This is a genomic window from Halobellus inordinatus, assembly GCF_024464655.1.
Classification (GTDB): Archaea; Halobacteriota; Halobacteria; order Halobacteriales; family Haloferacaceae; genus Haloquadratum; species Haloquadratum inordinatus.
This window is the reverse complement of the sequence record NZ_JANHAV010000003.1, coordinates 201,468-217,593: the sequence shown is the minus strand read 5'-3', so window position 1 is coordinate 217,593 and position 16,126 is coordinate 201,468. Positions and strand designations below refer to the sequence as shown.

At 66.7% G+C, this 16,126-nt stretch carries 16 protein-coding genes; 8 read left to right on the top strand and 8 right to left on the bottom strand.

Annotation, left to right across the window (positions count from 1 at the left end):
• Positions 1 to 65: 65 nt before the first annotated feature.
• Positions 66 to 1,118 (top strand): hypothetical protein, encoded by a 1,053-nt coding sequence (locus tag NO347_RS08010; protein WP_256289102.1) that lies wholly within the window; start codon positions 66 to 68, stop codon positions 1,116 to 1,118.
• A gap of 28 nt (positions 1,119 to 1,146) precedes the next feature.
• Here NO347_RS08010 and NO347_RS08005 read toward each other — a convergent pair whose 3' ends face one another.
• The 3 genes from NO347_RS08005 to NO347_RS07995 form a co-directional block, all read right to left on the bottom strand.
• The gene (locus NO347_RS08005; RefSeq protein ID WP_256289100.1) at positions 1,147 to 2,238 is read right to left on the bottom strand and encodes an aminopeptidase; all 1,092 of its coding nucleotides are present in this window, start codon (positions 2,236 to 2,238) and stop codon (positions 1,147 to 1,149) included.
• A 102-nt stretch (positions 2,239 to 2,340) separates the two neighbouring features.
• Positions 2,341 to 2,937: a DUF1684 domain-containing protein gene (locus tag NO347_RS08000; protein ID WP_256289099.1), complete on the bottom strand. Its 597-nt coding sequence runs from the start codon at positions 2,935 to 2,937 to the stop codon at positions 2,341 to 2,343.
• A gap of 128 nt (positions 2,938 to 3,065) precedes the next feature.
• On the bottom strand, positions 3,066 to 3,347 hold the full coding sequence (locus NO347_RS07995) for a DUF8028 family protein (protein WP_121569849.1): 282 nt from the start codon (positions 3,345 to 3,347) through the stop codon (positions 3,066 to 3,068).
• A 350-nt stretch (positions 3,348 to 3,697) separates the two neighbouring features.
• On the opposite strand from NO347_RS07995, the gene cmk reads away from it, so the two are divergent.
• Positions 3,698 to 4,312, top strand: a complete 615-nt coding sequence (cmk, locus tag NO347_RS07990) for a (d)CMP kinase (RefSeq protein ID WP_256289098.1) — start codon at positions 3,698 to 3,700, stop codon at positions 4,310 to 4,312.
• Between the two features lie 39 nt (positions 4,313 to 4,351).
• On the opposite strand, the gene NO347_RS07985 is transcribed toward cmk, so the two are convergent.
• Both NO347_RS07985 and NO347_RS07980 read right to left on the bottom strand, forming a co-directional pair.
• Entirely contained in the window at positions 4,352 to 5,278 is a 927-nt protein-coding gene (locus NO347_RS07985; RefSeq protein ID WP_256289097.1) for a DMT family transporter, read from the bottom strand.
• A gap of 48 nt (positions 5,279 to 5,326) precedes the next feature.
• On the bottom strand, positions 5,327 to 5,875 hold the full coding sequence (locus NO347_RS07980; RefSeq protein ID WP_256289096.1) for a CBS domain-containing protein: 549 nt from the start codon (positions 5,873 to 5,875) through the stop codon (positions 5,327 to 5,329).
• A gap of 174 nt (positions 5,876 to 6,049) precedes the next feature.
• Here NO347_RS07980 and NO347_RS07975 point away from each other — a divergent pair, with 174 nt between their 5' ends.
• Positions 6,050 to 6,727 (top strand): reverse transcriptase-like protein, encoded by a 678-nt coding sequence (locus NO347_RS07975; protein WP_256289095.1) that lies wholly within the window; start codon positions 6,050 to 6,052, stop codon positions 6,725 to 6,727.
• Between the two features lie 31 nt (positions 6,728 to 6,758).
• On the opposite strand, the gene NO347_RS07970 is transcribed toward NO347_RS07975, so the two are convergent.
• Both NO347_RS07970 and NO347_RS07965 read right to left on the bottom strand, forming a co-directional pair.
• Positions 6,759 to 9,002 (bottom strand): NADP-dependent malic enzyme, encoded by a 2,244-nt coding sequence (locus NO347_RS07970; RefSeq protein ID WP_256289094.1) that lies wholly within the window; start codon positions 9,000 to 9,002, stop codon positions 6,759 to 6,761.
• Between the two features lie 126 nt (positions 9,003 to 9,128).
• Positions 9,129 to 10,301 carry a M24 family metallopeptidase gene (locus NO347_RS07965; RefSeq protein WP_256289092.1) on the bottom strand — a complete coding sequence of 391 codons (1,173 nt, stop codon included), beginning with the start codon at positions 10,299 to 10,301 and terminating at the stop codon, positions 9,129 to 9,131.
• Positions 10,302 to 10,442: 141 nt separating this feature from the next.
• Here NO347_RS07965 and NO347_RS07960 point away from each other — a divergent pair, with 141 nt between their 5' ends.
• The 5 genes from NO347_RS07960 to NO347_RS07940 all read left to right on the top strand — a co-directional run bounded on the left by NO347_RS07960 (position 10,443) and on the right by NO347_RS07940 (position 14,622).
• Positions 10,443 to 11,285, top strand: a complete 843-nt coding sequence (locus NO347_RS07960; protein WP_256289091.1) for a COX15/CtaA family protein — start codon at positions 10,443 to 10,445, stop codon at positions 11,283 to 11,285.
• 235 nt (positions 11,286 to 11,520) lie between these two features.
• Complete coding sequence (locus NO347_RS07955) at positions 11,521 to 12,417, top strand: basic amino acid ABC transporter substrate-binding protein (protein WP_256289090.1); 897 nt, start codon at positions 11,521 to 11,523, stop codon at positions 12,415 to 12,417.
• Between the two features lie 30 nt (positions 12,418 to 12,447).
• Positions 12,448 to 13,275 (top strand): amino acid ABC transporter permease, encoded by an 828-nt coding sequence (locus tag NO347_RS07950; protein WP_256289089.1) that lies wholly within the window; start codon positions 12,448 to 12,450, stop codon positions 13,273 to 13,275.
• Positions 13,272 to 14,012, top strand: a complete 741-nt coding sequence (locus tag NO347_RS07945) for an amino acid ABC transporter ATP-binding protein (protein WP_256289088.1) — start codon at positions 13,272 to 13,274, stop codon at positions 14,010 to 14,012. Before NO347_RS07950 ends, NO347_RS07945 begins: the two co-directional genes overlap by 4 nt.
• A 73-nt stretch (positions 14,013 to 14,085) precedes the next feature.
• The gene (locus tag NO347_RS07940) at positions 14,086 to 14,622 is read left to right on the top strand and encodes a hypothetical protein (protein WP_256289087.1); all 537 of its coding nucleotides are present in this window, start codon (positions 14,086 to 14,088) and stop codon (positions 14,620 to 14,622) included.
• Here the strand turns inward: NO347_RS07940 and NO347_RS07935 are convergent.
• A complete protein-coding gene (locus NO347_RS07935; RefSeq protein ID WP_256289086.1) occupies positions 14,615 to 16,117 on the bottom strand; it encodes a replication factor C large subunit in 1,503 nt (500 codons plus the stop codon). The two genes, NO347_RS07940 and NO347_RS07935, sit on opposite strands and share 8 nt — an antisense overlap.
• Positions 16,118 to 16,126 lie beyond the last annotated feature (9 nt).

The window sequence follows — 16,126 nt, the reverse complement described above, 5'->3', positions numbered from 1 at the left end:
TCGGCCGCCGGTCACCACCGCACCACCGCCCACGCTTTTGCCCGCGCCACGCGTACCCTGATTCGATGAGCGATCTCTTCGACGCTGTCGCCGACCTCCCGCTCTCGATCGAATCGACCGACCGAACGCGACGCGACCGCGACACGTCGAGCGGATTCGTCAGAACGACGACGACGTTCCGTCTCTCCGGTGCGGGTCACACCGGCCGCGGCGAGGACGTCGCCTACGACACCGAAGATCACGACGCGCTCGCGGACGCGCCGGCGTTCGATTTCGCGGGCGAGTACACGTTCGCGTCGTTCTCGGCGCATCTGGACGACGTCGACCTGTTCCCGACGAAGTCGCCCGAGCGTGAGACGGCGCGGCACTACCGGCGCTGGGCGGTCGAGTCGGCCGCGCTGGATCTCGCGCTCCGGCAGAACGCCCTTTCGCTGGCTGAGGCGGTCGACCGCGATCCCGCGCCGCTCCGCTTCGTCGTCTCGACGCGCCTCGGCGACCCGCCGACGACCGACCGTCTCGATGCGATTCTCGACGCGTATCCCGACACCGAGTTCAAACTGGATCCGACAGCCGAGTGGACTGACGAGGTCGTGGAGGCGGCCGCCGCGACCGATGCGGTTCGGATTTTGGATCTGAAAGGGCTCTACGAGGGGACGCAGGTCGACACCGAACCCGATCCGAATCTCTACGGGCGACTGCTCGATGCCTTCCCCGAGGCCGTCATCGAGGACCCTGGACTCACATCGGAGACGCGACCGCTCTTTGACGGCGAGGAAGGCCGCGTGTCGTGGGACTACCCGATCACGGGCGTCGAATCCGTCGAAGCGCGACCGTTCGAGCCGGAGTGGCTGAACATCAAGCCCTCACGCTTCGGGACCGTCGAGTCCCTGTTCGAGACGATCGAGTGGGCCGAAGCGCGCGACGTCTCACTCTACGGCGGCGGCCAGTTCGAACTCGGCGTCGGCCGCGATCACATTCAACTGCTCGCGTCGCTGTTCTACCCCGATGGCCCGAACGACGTCGCGCCCGCGGGCTACAACGATCCCGACGTGCAGCCGGGGCTGCCGAAGAGTCCGCTCGACGCGCCGGAAAATTCGATTGGGCTCAGTTGGGAGTGACGCCGGCTGGTGGCGAGAGAGCCGGATCTTACGCTTCGTCGAAGCCGTCTTCGAAGACGAACGTCCCGTTGCGCTGGACGACCTCGCCGTCGACCTCGATGACCGAATCCTCGCTCATATCGACGATCATATCGACGTGCTCGGCGCTCTCGTTGCGCTCGTTCTCCTCCCCGACGGTCTCGGGGTACGCCGAGCCGACGGCCATATGGACCGTATCGCCCATCTTCTCGTCGAACAGCATATTGTAGGTGAAATGGTCGATCGCGCGGTTCATCCCGATCCCGAGTTCGCCGAGGTAGCGCGCCCCCTCGTCGGTCTCGAAGATCCCGTCTAACACGTCCTCGTTCCGACCGGCGCTGTAGGATTCGACGCGGCCGTCCTCGAACCGGACGCGGACGTCTTCGATCTCACGACCCTGGCGATAGAGCGGCATATCGAAGTACACCTCGCCTTCGACGGAGTCCCGCACTGGCGCGGTGAACACTTCCCCACCGGGGAGGTTCTTCTCGCCGAAGTCGTTGAGCGTCTTGTTGCCCGCGAGGCGCATCGTCACGTCGGTCTCCTCGCCCGACTTGATCCGGATCTCGTCGGCCTCGTCGAGGATCTCGACCATCTGCGCCTGGTGCTCGCGTTGGGCCTCCCAGTCGAGGCTGACGGCGTCCCAGACGAATCCCTCGTAGGCTTCGGTGCTCATCCCCGCGAGCTGGGCGTTCCCGGACGTGGGATACTGCGTGAGACACCACGTCTTCGAGAGCCGCTCTTGGAGGACCGGCTTCATCGCGCGCCGGTAGGCGGCGTTGCGCTCTGGGGCGACGTCGGCCGTCTCGGTGGCGTTGACGTCGCCGCGGACGGCGATGTAGACGTCCATCTCCTCGTACATCGCGAGCAGGTGCTCCGGCGTCTCGAAGTCGCCGTCGTGGTTGCGGAGGAACGCCCGCGTCGCACGCGAGTCGCTGTTCAGCGAGACGGGATGGGCCCCTCTGTCGGCGCACTCCTCGTGGAGTGCGACCACGAGGTCCTCTGCGGCGGCCGGCGCGCTGATCACGACGCGGTCGCCGGCCTCGATGTCGGCCGAGTGGTCGGCGACGATCCCTGCGTGTTCGCGGATTCGCGGGTCCATACCTGTGGGTCGTCCGTGCGCACCAAACACCTTTCGCCCCCTCGTCGCCCGCGAGTTTCGAGCGCCGCAGACTCACGATAGTGCGGGACCGTGACTACCCGCTCACTCGGACGGCGACCAGTCGCGCTCGCCCGCTCGGATCGCCGTCTCCAGCCAGTTCTCCTCGGGTGGGAGCGGACACTCGAACGTCTCGCTGAACGCGCAAAAGGGGGTGTACGCGAGATTGAAATCGAGCACGACCGTCTCGTCGTCGGCGAGGTCGCCCTCGGGGTGCAGTTCGATGTACCGCCCGCCGCGGTAGGTCTCCTGTCCGGTCGTCTTGTCGCGGAACGGGACGAATATCGGCTCTTCGTCGTCGTCCGGACGCTGTTTGTAGCCGTGGACCTCGTGGGTCTCTCCGACGAGTTCGAACGCGAAGGTGACGACGCGAACGTACCGCACTTCGTTACCGGCGGTCGTCTCCATCGGCACCGGCTCGGGGTCGTCGTGAGCGGTGACCGTCGCCTCGACGCGGAGATCCGGCGCGGGATCGAAGTACGCCAGCCCGTCGAACGAATCGCGGTGCTCCGGGGGAATGGGCGACTGCGGATGCGAGCCGAAGAACTCGTCTTTCTCCTCGCGATTTGCTCGCAGCTCTGCGACGTACGCCGCCGAATCGTCGGACTGATCTGATTCCGACGAGTCGTGTGTCTCGGTCATATCGAATCCACGCGCGCCGTGCCGTAACGTTTGACGGTTCTGCTGCGAGTCGTTGCGAATCGCTCTCGGCAGTCCAGAGCGGGCGAGCCAGATGGACGGCGAGGACGGCCTCCACTACCTGTCTTCCGTCACCGGGCGTCGCTGTCGGTGTGGTAGCTGTGTCCCACGACGAGCGCGACAGCGTTCACGGCGAGGAGGGCGACGAACGCGTTCGGTTCGCTCCCTTCGAGGCCGCCGGCGAGAAGGGGCAGATACAGAAACGGGAGGGCAACGGCGGCCCAGAAAGACACGAACCGGACCGGCGCAGCGAGAAACTTGATCGGGGCCTGGAGGGAGGCCGGCGGCGACTCGATCACCTCACGGATGCGACCGATCCGCTCGGAACCAAACGGGCGGTGGGAGTTCGACATTTACGGGGACACCTCGATCACTACTACGGTAGCAGGGGTCATATAGCCGCCAGAGCGTTCCCGTCACTTCATATTCGTTCACGCGAGAAGCCGCCGGCTAATACGTTTTATTGCAGACTGAAAGCGTCCGAGACGATTTATACGGCGATCTAATCCTTCGATGGCGTTCCGACAGTGCAAGCAGCCGTCCCCACACTTGGTCGACCGTCGGCGATGGTAGCACGGTGAGTCTCACCCCCTCCGTGTGTACGATGCCCGTGGTGAGGACCGCCTCGTGACGTGCTCTCGAACGGCGAAGCGCCCTTCAGTCCCGCGGATTTTTGTGCTCAGGCGGTAAGTCCCGAACGTCTATGACAGACGACGACGTCCCGACGGCGCGGTCGGTCGACAGCAACCTCTTCATCACGGTTTCGGGACCGCCGGGCTGTGGCGCGACGACTCTCTGTGAGGGGCTGTCGTCGGCGCTCGACTGCGGCTACGTCTCCGGCGGCGACATCTTCCGCGACCTCGCCGACGAGCGGGACCTGTCGCTCTCACAACTCATCGCGAAGACCGACGAGACCGACGAGATCGACCGCGCGCTGGACCGTCGCCTCCGAACGATCGCCGAGAAGTGGGGGGCGTCGAGCAAGCCGTTCATCCTCGAATCGCGGCTCGCCGGCTGGCTCGCCGGCAACCGCGCCGACCTCCGGATCTGGCTCGACGCCCCCGAGGAGGTGCGCGTCGAGCGCACGCGGGACCGCGAGGAGATGGAAGCCGAAATGCGGGTTCGCGAGGTCAGCGAGGCCGGACGGTACAAATCCTACTACGACATCGACGTGTCGGATCAGTCCTTCTACGACCTCTCGATCAACACGGCCCGCTGGAGTCCCACGGCGACGCTGGAGATGGTCCTCACCGCGGTCGAGGAGTACGACCCCGAAGTCGACGAGGGCGCGTTCCACACCGAAGACGTCGAACTGTAACCCGAAGCGAGCGGACTTCTTCTGTGTGGGTCGCGAACGCTACGAGCGGACCAGCCGTCTGAGCCGCGGCAACTCCGCGCGGATCGCCCGCCGCTTGAGGAGGAGAAAGCCGACGAAGATCACGAGAAAGCCGACGACGGTGTAGGTCGTCGGGACCTCGTCGAGGACGGCCCAGCCGGCGAGCGCGGCGAACACCGGAGCGACGTAGGAGACGAGGTTGATCTCGATTGCTCCGAGGCGCTCCAAGAGATCGAAGTAGACCAGAAAGCCGAGCGCGCTCGCGACGATCGAGAGGTACGCGAGCGCCGCGATCGATTCGACGGTCCACACGACGTCGGCGAACGACTCGCCGATACCGACGCTGACGCCGTGCATTATCAGCGCGCCGCCGACCATCGACCACGCTTCCATCGTCTCGATCGGCAGCGAGGCGTCGATGCGGGAAGTCAAAACCGACCCGAGTGCGAACGCCGCGGCCGCGCCGAAGATGAGCAGTTTCGCGACCGCACCCCCGGTGAGGAGGTTGTTCGGATCGGGGTTCGAGAGGATTGCGACGCCGACGAGGCCGAGCAAGAGCCCCACGATGCCGACAGTCGTGAGCCGCTCCTCTGGGAGGAACACGCGCGCGAACCCCGTGGTCAACACGGGACTGAGACTCACGATGACCGCCGCTGCCGCCGAGGTGACGGCCGGGTCGGTCTCGCCGATGAAAAGCAGCGTGTGATAGCCCGCGATGAGAAGCGTCGCGCCGATGCCGACGAGGGCCCACTGGCCGCGCGTCTGTGGGATGAGTTGGTCGGTCGCGTAGAACGCGTACGCGAGCATTAACAGGCCGGCGACGTCGTACCGGAGCGCTGCGAAGAGCACCGGCGGGATGAACTCCAGTCCCGCCTTGATCGCCATAAACGCGGAGCCCCACGCCGCCGCGAGGAGGACGAATAAGAGGAGGTTTCGATACCGGGTCACAGCGAAGGTGCGGTGGCGGCCGCCCTCAACGTTTCGCTCTCCCGGCGTTCACTCCGTGCCCGACTCGCCGGCTTCGGCTCCCGCCTCAGTGGCACGTCGCTCGTCCCGAATCGCGCGGATCACGTCCTGGCGGGCGACGATCCCGACGAGTTCGCCGTCGTCGAGCACCGGCAGCCGGTTGATGTCGCGCTCGTCGTCGGCCAGCAGGTCCAGAATCTTGTCGATCGACGTGTCGGGTCCGACGGTCACGACGTCCGACGTCATCACCCCGCTGATCGGCTTGTTCGTGTTCCGCAGGAGGTCGATGCCGAGATCGAGGTCGTCCCAGGAGACGTCGACCGCGTAGGTGAGCGTCTCCAGAAACGGCGGAAAGCCGACGGGGATCCACAGCGTCCGGTCCTGCGTCTGGAACAACCCGACGAGGTCGTGCTGGGTGACGATCCCCGCGAGCGAGCCGTCCTCGTCGACGACGGGGTAGCCGTTGAAGTCCGCGCGGGCGAGCCGGCTGAGCACCTCGCTCACGTCGTCGTCGACGGACACCGTCTCCACGTCGGTCGTCATCAGATCGCGAGCGGTCAGCGTCTGGATCTGAGCCATACGGGAGTATTGGCCGGTCGCCGTCTAAGCGTTTGGCCTGGGTCGGACCGAACGTTCGTGTCTCGGCCGGTAGCGGACTCTCGATGGACTGCACCCACCTGTTCGGGTCTGCTTTATATACGCTCGCACCGTTATCGAGGATATATTTAAGAATCCGCGTTGGCTAGCAGGGGTATGGCCGCTCACGGCCGTCCGACGCTCCGTGACCTGTTTGACGACTCGCCGACGCCACACATCGCGCATCCGCCGCGCACCCACCATCGACACTTCTACGTCGCGACCGACGGGTCCTATCGCCGCGACGGTGCCGGCGGCGGCCTCGGTGCCGTGATCGAGACCCGGGACGGGACCCGCGTCGCGCGGGTCTCCCTGCCCGACACTGCGCCGAACAACAACGTCGCCGAATATCGCGCGCTCCATCTGGGTCTCGACGTGCTCGCGGCCAGGACGCCCGGGAACGCCCGCGTCGGCGTCCTCGTCGACCACGACGACCTCGCGGCCGCAGTCAACAGCGAAGTGCTGGCCGGAGCCGGCGGCGACACCGAGTGGCGGCCGCACGGCGTCGAGCGGATCCCGCCGGGCAGCGAGTCCCACTGGCGCGGCATCCGCGCCCGCATCGCCGGCTTCGACGAACTCCGAGCGGCGCGAATCGACGGCCGAGAGAATCCCGCACACCCGCTCGCGAACGCGCCGCAGGACTACGCGCACGTGAACCGGCGCGCCGACCGCTGTGTCCTCCCCGACCCGATCGACACCGGAACGCGGGAGACGGGCCTCGCCGACGACGTCCGCGACGGGAACGACCCGCAGTTCCCGCCGCCGTCGCGGTTCGAGAATCGCGCGAGCGACTGATCGGCGTACGAACGCGCCCGCAGTGGCGCGATTACTCCTGTGCGTCGACGACGGCGACGCCGGCGAGGTTGACGATGTCTTTCACTTCGTCGCCGCGCTGCAGGACGTGCACCGGCTTGTCCATCCCGACGAGCATCGGCCCGATGGCTTCCGCGCCGCCGAGGCGCTGGAGGAGCTTGTAGCCGATGTTCCCGGATTCGAGGTTGGGGAACACGAGGACGTTCGCGGGCTCGTCGAGCTGAGAGAAGTCGTAGGTTCCTTCCAGAATGTCCTCGACGACGGCGGTGTCGGCCTGCATCTCACCGTCGACGGGGAAGTCGATGTCGGCGTCGTCGTGGAGCATCGAGACGGCGTCGCGGATCTTCCGGGTGCTCGCGTTCTCGACGCTGCCGAAGTTCGAGTACGACAGCATCGCCGCGCGCGGTTCGACGTTGAACCGCCGGGCGAGTTCGCCGGTGTGCTTCGTGATCTCCGCGAGCACGTCCGAGTCGGGGTCGAAGTTGACCGTCGTGTCGGCCGCGAAGATGACGCGGTTCTTGAACGTCAGCATATACACGCCGGCCGCGTAGTCTGCGTCCGGCGCGGTACCGATGATCTGCAGCGGCGGGCGGAGCGCCGAGGGGTAGTGGTGAGTCAGCCCCGTCAGCATCGCGTCGGCGTCGCCCTGTTCGACCATCACGCTGGCGAAGTAGTTGCTGTCCCTGCGGATCAGCTCGTGCGCCTCGTTCTCCGTGACGCCCTCGCGCTGACGGAGTTCGTACAGGCGGTCGGCGTAGTGGTCCCAGTCGCCGCTGCGCGGGTCGAGGATCTCGGGCTGGAATTCGAGGCCGAGGTCGGCGGCGGTCTCTGCGATCTCCTCGGCGTTGCCGACGAGGATCGGCTGGGCGATCCCCTGCTCTTGCATCTGGTAGGCCGCGCGGATGATCTTCTCGTCGCCGCCCTCCGCGAGCGCGACCCGCTTGGGGTCGGACTTCGCCTTGTTGAGGACGACGCGCATCATCTCGCGAGACTTGCCGAGGCGCGCCTCCAGGCGCTCCTCGTAGGCTTCGAGGTCGACCTCGCTCCGAGCACAGCCGGAGTCCATCGCCGCTTTCGCGATCGCGGGCGCGACCTCGAAGAGGACGCGGGGGTCGAGCGGCTTCGGGATGACGTAGTCGGGGCCGAACTGGAGCGGCTGGTCGCCGTAGGCCTTCACGACGGCGTCCGGCACGTCCTGTCGGGCGAGTTCTGCGAGGGCCTTCGCCGCCGCGCGCTTCATCTCCTCGTTGATCTCCGTCGCGCGGACGTCGAGTGCGCCGCGGAAGATGAACGGGAATCCGAGGACGTTGTTCACCTGATTCGGGTAGTCCGAGCGCCCGGTCGCCATAATCACGGTGTCGTCGCGGGCGGCCTTCGCGTCCTCGTATTTGATCTCGGGGTCGGGGTTCGCCATCGCGAAGACGATCGGATCGTCCGCCATCGAGGCGACCATCTCCTGCGAGACGATGCCGCCGACCGAGAGGCCGACGAACACGTCCGCGCCAGCCATCGCCTCTTCGAGCGTGTCGTCGTCGGTGTCGGAGGCGAACTCGGCTTTGTACTCGTTGAGCCCCTCGCGGTCGGTCCCGATGACGCCCGAGGAGTCACACATCACGATGTTCTCTCGCTGCACGCCGAGGGAGGTGTAGAAGCGAGCCGTCGCGAGCGCGGACGCGCCCGCGCCGGAGAAGACTACGTTCAGGTCTTCGAGTGCTTTGTCGACGACGTCGGACGCGTTCAGGAGGGCCGCGCCCGAGATGATCGCCGTCCCGTGCTGGTCGTCGTGGAAGATCGGAATGTCCGTCTCCTCGCGCAGTTGCGACTCGATCTCGAAGCACTCGGGGGCTTTGATGTCTTCGAGGTTGATGCCGCCGAACGTCGGCTCCATCGCCCGAACGGTGTCGACGATCGCGTCGGGATCGTCGAGGTCGAGTTCGATGTCGAACACGTCGATGTCGGCGAAGCGCTTGAACAGGACGCCCTTCCCCTCCATCACGGGCTTGGACGCTTGCGCGCCGATGTCGCCGAGGCCGAGGACGGCGCTGCCGTTCGAGACGACGCCGACGAGGTTCCCCTTCGCGGTGTACTCGTAGGCGCGCGTCGGGTCCGCGTCGATGTCGCGGCACGGGGCCGCGACGCCCGGCGAGTACGCCAGCGAGAGGTCACGCTGGGTGTTCGTCGGCTTCGTCGTCGAGATCTCGATCTTCCCAGGCGGCTCCTCGCGGTGATACTCTCTCGCGTCGTCGTCAAGTCCCATAGCGGCGGCGAGGATAGCTGCACAAAAAAAGCTATCTGTCGAAGCGTCATTCGACAGACGACGTACGGATTGGTCACTCGCTACGACGGCCGGCGTGCTACCCCGGAGAGTGTCCCCAGCCCGGCGTCAGAGCGTGCGGACGTCGTGCCGCTCGATGGTGAACGCCGACCCGTCGATGGCCGACGTTACAGAGCGGGTGGGCCACTCGCCGGTGCTCGTCAGGACTTCGACCCCGTCTTCGGTGACGAGCACGGTGTCTTCTGACTTCGCGCCGCGGACCGTCGGGTTGTACGCGTACGCGAGCGGTGCCTCGATCGGCTCGTCGCTCTCGGGTGCTGCGATCCACTCACGCGTGTCGAAGCCGGTAGCGCCGCCCTGGTGGTGGTTTCGCCACTCGTCGGGTTCACCGAGTGTGTCGTACGCGCCCGCGATGGCGTCGAAGACGTCGCCGGCTGTGCCGCTGCTCTCACTGCCCCCGACTGCGCGCTGCGTCGCGTCGAGTGCCGACGCCTCGACGCGCATCGCCGTCTCGTGACGGCTCGCGAGCCACGCCGGTGCGCTGTCGAACGCGACCGTCCGGGTCGCGCTGGCGTAGAGCCCGCCGCGCTCGGCCGACACGGAGACGAGCGCGTAGTCGCCGAGCTGCGCACCGGTTGGCGTGAAGTGGCGGTACGTCTGCGCGCGCTCGCTGCCGCCGACGAGCGTCACGGGCGCTTCGATCCCCAGCGTCGCGAGCGAGATGCGGAGCCCCGCGGCGGCCTCGTGTTCCGTGTCGCCGGACTGGAGTTCGCGCGCGACGCGTTCGAGCGCGTCAGCGACGTCGCGGCCGAGCGCTCGGTACCGCTCGACGTCCGTCGCAGAGAGCGGGCGGCGGAGCCGACTCGCGTCGAGTTCGTCGAATCCAGGGACGTCGAAGTCGGCGGCGCCCGCGCCCGCGGTCGCGTCTGCGACGGCCGACGCCAGCGAGGACTCGTACCACGGGACGGACGTGATATCGAACGGCTCCGGCAGTTCCTCGTCGGCGAGCCGTTCGGCTTCGATGTTGTTGGTGACGGCGACGAAGCCGTCGTCGCGGGTGTAGCCGGCAGCGGCGACGCCCACGTCGGCGTCGCGGTCGACGACGTTGCTGCCCGTCGTCAGCCACGCGAAGGAGCTCGGCTGACCGAACCAGATCGCATCGAGTCCCTCGCTGTCGAGAAACTCGGTCAGTCGCTCGCGGCGGTGATCGAGGTGTTCCTGCGTTCGGTCCCGGTCTGCGTCGTCGTCCGGAGCCGCAGTCGGCGGTGTCTCGTCGGTCATACCTCCGGGTACCGCCGCTGCGACTTGAAACGTGTCGAAACCGTCGCGGCCTCGGTGTCACATCGTTCGTCATCGACGGCCGGCCGAGGGTCTCGCCCGCCGAGAGAGCGATTCAAGTATCTCCGGTCCCGAGCCGTGGATATGGACACACGTCTCCGTCGGCTCGTCGGCATCTCAGCCGCGCTCACGGGCATTCTGATGGTGCTCGGCGTGTACACTGCGGCGGCGGGCGCGGGGCTGACCTGCGCCGGCCGCTGGCCGCTGTGTGACGGATTCCTCGGACTGTTCCCGGCGAACTGGAGTAGCTTCATCGAGTGGTTCCACCGACTCGTCGCGATGATCACCGGCTTCCTCGTCCTCGGGACGACGATCCTGGCCTGGCGTGAGGGCGCTGACCGACGCGTTCGTCTCGCGCTCGCCGGTGCGACGATTCTGCTTCCCTCCCAGATCATCCTCGGCGCGCTCACGGTGAAGACCTACCAGTGGGCGATCCTGCTGGCGCACTTCAGCACGGCGTCGATCATCTTCACCGGCGTCGCACTGGCGGCGGCGTGGACGTACGGCTCCGCGGGCGCGAGCTACGATCGGATGCGGAAGTCGCTCACCACGGCTGGACTCTTGCTTCCGGTCCTCCTCGCACTGACGCCGCACGTCTTCGTCACGTTCGGCCCGCCCGTACAGGCCGCCTACTACCTCCTCGGGCTCGGTACCTACGCCGCGCTCCTCGCCACGGCCGTGTGGTCGTCGCCGACGGCCGGCACGGACGCGGCCCGAGCGTCACGTCGCGTTCGCCGACTCGCCGGCGCGGCCGCGCTCGTCGTCGTCTCGTTGCTCGTCGTCGGTCGGCTGGTGTACGGTGGGACGCTCCAGTACGTCTCGATCGCCGGCAGCCTCGCCGCGCTCGGGCTCGTCGCCGTCGCGTGGTACACGGTTCGACGCGGCGCCGACTCGGCGGGCTCGCGCGGCGTTCCCGGGAGCGACTGACCCGCGACGCGGCCTCAACTCGATCGATCCGGCGCGACGCCGATTCATTGAAGCGGCCGACTGCGCCGACTACGCCTCTCCAATCGCCCCACGGCGAGGGGCCTCGGACTAATCGCACGACGCCGCCGCCGGATCGAATTTTGTCCCACGAGCGGTCGAAAAGCCGTTAGTTGGGTGAACGGACGTATACCGAAACGACACGTTGTTATATTCCTCTCTATAACTCAACGGTGTTATGGACAGACGGACCTACGTGAAGACTGGTGTCGGCGTCATCGCCGGCGGGCTGTTCGCCGGGTGTACCGGCGGCGGGTCTGGTGGAGAGGCGACTGAAACGACTTCCGGCGACAGCGGGTCGTCGACGACGGAATCGGGTGAAACCGAGGCGACGACGACGGAATCGGCCGTCCCCTCGAAGGTCGTCATCGGCTCGGACATCCCGTACCGTCCCTTCGAGTACGAGACGACCTCGGGGGAACTGACGGGCTTCGACGTCGACATCGCGGCGGCGGTCTTCGAAGACCAGCTCGGGATCGACTACGAGTTCAAGCCGACGAGCTTCGACTCGATCATCCCCTCGCTCAACAACAACAACTTCCGGATCATCATGTCCGCGATGACGATCAACGACCAGCGGGCGCAGGAAGTCGACTTCTCGGATCCGTACTTCACCGCCTACCAGACGGTCATCGTTCGTGAGGGCGGTTCGATCTCCTCGAAGGCGGATCTTCAGGGACAGCCGATCGGCGTCCAGAAGGGCACGACGGGTGCCAACGCCGCCGAACAGCTGAAAGAGGAATTCGACGGCGACCTCGACCTCAAGAAGTACGACCAGATCTCCGGCGCGTTCCAGGCCCTGATCAACGGCCAGGTCAACGCCATCATCAACGACAACACCGTGAACGCCGAGTTCGCGAACGAACGCGACGACGTGGTGTTCCTCGAAGGCGAAGGTGCGGCCGCCGAGAGCGGACAGGAAGCACCGCCGTACCTGACGCTCACCGTCGAGAACTACGGTATCGCGTTCCGTCAGGACGACGACGAGTTCCGCGAGCGCGTCAACGAGGCGCTCGCGACGATCAGGGACAACGGCACGTACGACGAGATCTACTCGGAGTACTTCTCGGGATAACCCTCGACAGATCTGTATTTCGTCCCAACTATGGCAGATTCATACTCGGGCGCGCCGGCCGAAGCCAACGCCACCGCGGACGGGTTTTTCGACGATCAGACGCTGAAGTATCTCGGTGTCGGACTGTCGAGTCTGTTCGCGCTGGGCGTCGTCTTACTCGTTCTGTACATCCTGTCCGTCCAAGTCGACTACGGGCTAGTCCCGACGATCCTCCCGCAGTTCATCAGAGCCTACGGGCTGGTGCTCGGCATCGTCGTCACGGGGAGCGTGCTCTCTGTGACGTCCGGGATCTTCGTCGGTCTCGCGCGCGTCTCGAAGACGCGGATCACGAGCGGGCTCTCCGCCGCCTACGTCCAGTTCTTCCGCGGGACGCCGCTGCTGTTTCAGATCTTCGTCGTCTACTTCGGCGTCCCGACGCTGTGGCCGGGGACGTTCCCGATCTCGAACTGGGGGCTTCCGACGGCGATCATCTCGCTGACGCTGAATCACGCGGCGTACGTCGGCGAGGCGGTCCGCGGCGGGATCGGCGCGGTGCCCGACGGACAGATGGAGGCCGCGCGTTCGCTTGGGATGGGATACGTGCAGGCGATGCGCGAAGTCGTCATTCCACAGGCGTGGCGCAACGCACTGGCGGCGGTCGGCAACGACCAGATCATCCTGGTGAAGGACACCTCGCTTTTGACGGTCATCGCGATTCCCGAACTCATCCAACAGTTCCGCGACGTCAACAGCGCCACGTTCGACCCGTGGACGCCGCTCGTGTTGGTCGCGATCGCGTACCTGTCGATCACGATTCCGATGGGTCGCCTCGTCGAGTACCTCGAAGCCCGTTCGGACTGGGGCGGTGAGTCCCAATGACTGCGGACCACGCCCTCCTGGAGTTCGACCACGTGGACAAGTACTTCGGCGAGACGCACGTCCTCAAGGAGGTCTCTCTCGACATCGAGGACGGCGAAGTGTGCGTCGTCGTCGGCCCCTCGGGGTCCGGCAAGTCGACGCTGTTGCGCTGTGCGAACCGCCTCGAAGAGATCCAGGCTGGTGAGATCCGCCTCGACGGGCGGTCGATCTCCGACCCCGACGCGGACATCAACCGGCTTCGACAGCGCATCGGGATGGTGTTTCAGTCGTTCAACCTCTTCCCGCACAAGACGGCACTTGAGAACATCACGCTCGCGCCGCGGAAGGTCCGCGGTATCGACGAGGAGACCGCTCGCACTCGCGCCGAAGAGCTGCTCGAAGACGTCGGCCTCCTCGAACAGGGGGCCTCCTACCCGAATCAGCTCTCGGGCGGCCAACAGCAGCGCGTCGCGATTGCGCGGGCGCTCGCGATGGACCCCAAAGTGATGCTCTTCGACGAAGTGACGAGCGCGCTCGACCCCGAACTCGTCGGGGAAGTGCTGGAAGTGATGCGCGGGCTCGCAGACGACGGGATGACGATGATGGTCGTCACCCACGAGATGGGCTTCGCCCGTGAGGTCGGCGACAGAATCGTCCTGATGGACGAGGGGCGAGTCGTCGAAACCGGCGAGCCGAATTCGTTCTTCGAGAACCCGCGAACCGAGCGGGGCGAGCAGTTCCTCTCGAAACTACTCTGATCGGGACTGCCGTCGTCTCTTTCTGCGACGAACTGCGGGAAAGCACTTACCGGCGCTCTCCGTAGCGCCGCCCGTGACCAACGTCCCCGGCCCCGGATTCGTCCTCCTCCTCGCTGCGGCTGCGACGTTCGTCGTCCTGCCGCTTCTGGCTGGCCTGAGCCTCCTCGTCGCGACGGTGCTCGGACGACGTCTCACCTGGACGCTCGTCGGTGTCCACGCCATCGCGATCCTGGTCGGTGTCGGCGCACTCGCCGCTGGCTCGCCGGTCGGAATCCAGGACGCGCCGATCGGTGCGACCGTCGGCCTCGCCCGATTTACGGTCGGCGTTCTCCTCGGTGGGCTCCTCGTTGCAGCCATCGTCGAGGGACTCCCGATCGCGCTCGGTGCGCTGGTGACGGTACTGTTCCGTGACACCTCGCGAGAACGTGGCCTGCGGTGTGCGACGGCTAGCTACGCGCTCGGCGGCGTCGTCGGCGCGCTCGTCGGATTGCTCCTCACCGGAAGCCTGGCCGCCGTGGTCGTCGGTGCACTCCTCGCTCCACTCACCGCGTTCGGCGGCCCGATACTCGATGCGGCGGCGACGTGGATCGGCACCTCCGAACTCACATAAAGTCCGAGAGTCCGGCCTGGCCGTCGTCGTCCGCCGCGTCGGCCCCGTCACCCCCGTCGTCGGTCTCGGTTTCGTCGCGGTCCAGCACCTCCGCGCCGAGCGTCTGCTGGGAGTCGTCGCCCCCGCCGTCGCTCGCGTCCGCACCGGCGCTCCCGTCGTCGGCCTCGGCGTCGCCAGCCCCTCGGTCGTCGTCGGCGAACGCCCCACCCGCGTGTGCTTCGAGTTCGTCAGTTCGGAGGTCGGCAGCGTCTTCGACGATCGACTGCACCTTGTTCGTCGTCTCGCCGCTCCCCGTGATGTAGGAGACGGCCGCCTCGTCGAGGTCGTACCAGGCGGCCATCGCCACGGTCAGCTCTCGGGGCTTGCAGTGGTGCGTCATCGCCGCGAGGAAGGGCAGAACGTCGAGCCGAGCGGTCGACATCGAGAAGCCGCCGGATTCGGCGATCGAGCGGACGACCTCGTCGCGGGTCGCGTCCCGCGTCGACCGATAGGGCGCGCCGCCGTAGCGCGTCCAGCCGCCGCGGGTGTGGTCGCGTGCGGCCGCGACACCCCCGGCGAGGTTGTCGGTCGCGTAGCGCCACCAACTGTAGTCGTAGTCGGTCGCGTAGACCCGGCTCGTCCAGACGTCGGCGTTCGCGAGGAACTCGTAGGCGCGGGCGAGTTCTTCGCCCTCGTAGACGAGCGGGACCTTGTCTTCGACCCATTTGAGAAGGTCTTCGGGGGTCTCGTCCACGTCGTAGGCGGTCTGTAGCGCCTCCTGAGCGGGCTTTTCTTTCAGCACGGCGTCGAGGAACTCGAACAGGCCGACCGCGCGGTTTCGCGAACCGGTGGTCACGTCTTCGAGCGTGACCCGGGGTTTCCCGTCGGCGGTCGCCTGCAGGTCCTTCACCGCCGCGCGGAGGTCGCCGCTGTTGGCCTCGGCGATCCGTTCGAGCGCCTCCTCCTCGAACTCGATGTCTTCCTTCCGCAGGGTGTCTCGGAGCACCGGGACGATCGAGCGCGCCGAGACGTCGCGGAACTCGATCTCCTGGGCGGCGTTCCGCAGCCCGTTCGACATATCGTAGTACTCGTTGGCGATGAGGACGATCGGCTGGTTGGCCTCCTTGAGCAGGCGCGTGACGGCCTGCTTGCCGCCGCGGTCGTACTGGTAGTGGATGTTGTCGGCCTCGTCCATTATCACCAGCTGGCGGCCGCCGCTGTCGCCGCCGACCGACCCAGCGAGCGTCGCGTTCCGCGAGGCCCGTCCGGCGAACCGCTCGATGGCGTCTGCCGTCCGCTCGTCGGAGGCGTTGAGTTCGACGACCTCCCAGCCCATATCGTTCGCTAAGGCGTGGGCGGCGGAGGTCTTCCCGACGCCGGGCGCGCCGTGGAGGACGACCGGCTCGCGGTGGTCGTCCCACGTGTCGGCCCACTCTTTCAGGGCGTCGCGGGCCTTGTTGTTGCCGCGGACCTCCGACAACGTCGTCGGGCGGTACCGTTCGGTCCAGTCCGTCATTACCGGTGG